The sequence below is a fragment of the Micromonospora sp. NPDC003776 genome, from assembly GCF_053605645.1.
The window spans coordinates 1-2,343 of record NZ_JBSGJR010000808.1 but is presented as its reverse complement, the minus strand read 5'-3'; the positions used below and the strand labels follow the sequence as shown (position 1 = coordinate 2,343).

Genomic DNA, 2,343 nt, shown 5'->3' with positions numbered 1-2,343 from the left:
TCCACTCTTTCCCTCCCCGCCGCTCTTCCGATCTGCCGCCACCGGCGGGACCCCGGGTGGCGGCCGGACGCCGCTTCGCGTCGCCCGGCGCACGTCCTGCTCCAGCACCCAGCACATCCAGCACCTGACGGGGGACGACCCCGCGCGACACGACGGGGGGTAGCCCGATGGCGGGCCGCATGGTGGTCGGTTCCGCCGCACTGGCCGAGCTGGTGCGCCCGGCGAGCGCGCCGGATCCGGCGGGCGGCCACCGGGTGCTGCCCGTCCGGCGTGAGTTGACCGGGCTGCTGCCCCACCGCGGGCTGCGGCGCGGCAGCACCATCGCGGTCGGCACCGGGCAGCCCCGGCGCAGTGGCGGGACCTCGCTGATCCTCGCCCTGCTCGCCGAGGCGTCCCGGGCCGGCTCGTGGTGCGCCGTGGTCGGGGTGCCCACCTTCGGGGCCGGCGCGGCGGCCGAGGCCGGGATCGCCCTGGACCGGCTCGCCCTGGTGCCGAATCCGGGCCCCGAGTGGCCCACCGTCGTCGCCGCGCTCATCGACGGGGTGGACGTGGTGGTCACCGCCGTGCCGACCACGGTCTCCGCGTCCGTCGCCAACCGGCTGGCCGCCCGGGCCCGGCAGCGCGGCAGCGTGCTCGTCCCGTACGGCCGGTGGGACGGCGCGGACGTCACACTCCAGGTGGTCCGCGGGGTCTGGGAGGGGCTCGGGGCGGGCCGGGGCCGGCTGCGCCGCCGGGAGGTGACCGTCTCGGCGCGGGGACGGGGCGCCGCCGCCCGCCCCAAGGAGATCAAGGTCTGGCTGCCCGGCGACGAGCTGACCCGGGTCATCCCCCGGTCGGCCGGGGCCGGCGGCGCGGCGCGGCCGGCGCGTACCGCGTCGCTGCGCGTGGTGGCGCCGGCCACCGGGCCCGCTGCCGCCGCCGGATCCCGGCGCGGCGCGTTCACCGTGGTCGGGTCGGCATGACCGGTGCGCCGGTGCGGACCCTGCTGCTCTGGTGCCCGGACTGGCCGGTCCTCGCCGCCGAGATCGTCGACGGGGTGCCCGCCACCGACCCGGTCGTGGTGCTGCACGCCAACCGGGTGGTCGCCTGCTCCGAGCGGGCCCGCGCCGAGGGCGTCCGCCGCGGGCTGCGCCGCCGGGAGGCGCAGGGGCGCTGCCCACAGCTCACCGTCGTCGACCACGATCCCGGCCGGGACGCCCGGGCGTTCGAGCCGGTGGTGGCCGCCGTCGAGGAGGTGGCCGCCGGGGTGGAGGTGCTCCGGCCCGGGGCCTGCGCACTGGCCGCCCGGGGCCCGAGCCGTTACCTCGGCGGCGAGGAGGCGGCGGCCGAGCGGATCGTCGAGCACGTCGCCCAGACCTGCGCCGTGGAGAGCCAGGTCGGCATCGCCGACGGGGTCTTCGCCGCCGGGCTGGCCGCCCGGGACGGGCGGATCGTGCCGCCCGGCGGGAGCCCCGACTTCCTGGCCGCGCTGCCCGTCGAGGCGCTCGGCCGGCCCGCCCTGACCGACCTGCTGCGCCGTTTGGGGGTACGCACCCTCGGCGACTTCGCCGCCCTGCCCGCCGGCGACGTGCTGGCCCGGTTCGGGTTCGACGGGGCGCTGGCCCACCGGCTGGCCGCCGGCCGGGACCACCGGCCGCTCGCGGTCCGGCAGCCGCCGGCCGACCTGGCCGTCACCGCCGACTACGACGAGCCGCTCGACCGGGTCGACGCGGCGGCGTTCGCGGCCCGGATGCTGGCCGAGCAGCTGCACGAGCGGCTCGCCGGGTACGGGCTGGCCTGCACCCGGCTCGGCATCGAGGCGGTCACCGCGCACGGTCAGGAACTGCACCGGGTCTGGCGGCACGACGGCCTGCTCACTGCCGCGGCCATCGCCGACCGGGTCCGCTGGCAGTTGGACGGCTGGCTCTCCGGCAGCAACGGCCGGGGCGGCGCGCGCCCGACCCGCCCCACCGCCGGGATCATCCGGCTGCGGCTGGTGCCGGACGGGGTGCTCGTCCAGGCCGGCCTGCAACCCGGGCTGTGGGGGGAGACCGGCGAGGAGCGGGAGCGGGCGCACCGCGCGTTGAGCCGGGTGCAGGGCATCCTCGGTCCCGAGGCGGTGGTCACCGCCGTGCTCGGCGGGGGCCGCTCCCCGGCCGACCAGACCCGCCTGGTCCCGTGGGGCGACGAGCGCCGGCCCGCCCGCCCCGGCCCGCCGCCCCTGCCGGCCGGGCCGCCCCCGCCGCCCCTGCCGGCCGGGCCGGCCGGGCCGATCACGGGCGAGCCGACCCCGCCGGACGGCCCGGGGCCGACCGGGCCCGGCAGCCAGCCCTCGATCCACTCGGGATGGGCGCAGACCGTGGC

General features: G+C 79.8%; 2 protein-coding genes. Both read left to right on the top strand.

Going from position 1 to position 2,343, the window contains the following annotated elements:
* Window positions 1-167: 167 nt before the first annotated feature.
* Complete coding sequence (locus ACWEVO_RS35170) at window positions 168-962, top strand: hypothetical protein (protein WP_452311724.1); 795 nt, start codon at window positions 168-170, stop codon at window positions 960-962.
* The coding region (locus ACWEVO_RS35165; protein ID WP_452311723.1) for a DNA polymerase Y family protein at window positions 959-2,343 on the top strand (1,385 nt) is incomplete at its 3' end. The genes ACWEVO_RS35170 and ACWEVO_RS35165, both read left to right, overlap by 4 nt.

Coding starts and splice junctions, on each gene's coding strand:
- ACWEVO_RS35170 (WP_452311724.1), top strand. CDS start 168: ATGGCGGGCCGCATGGTGGTCGGTTCCGCCGCACTGGCCGAGCTGGTG.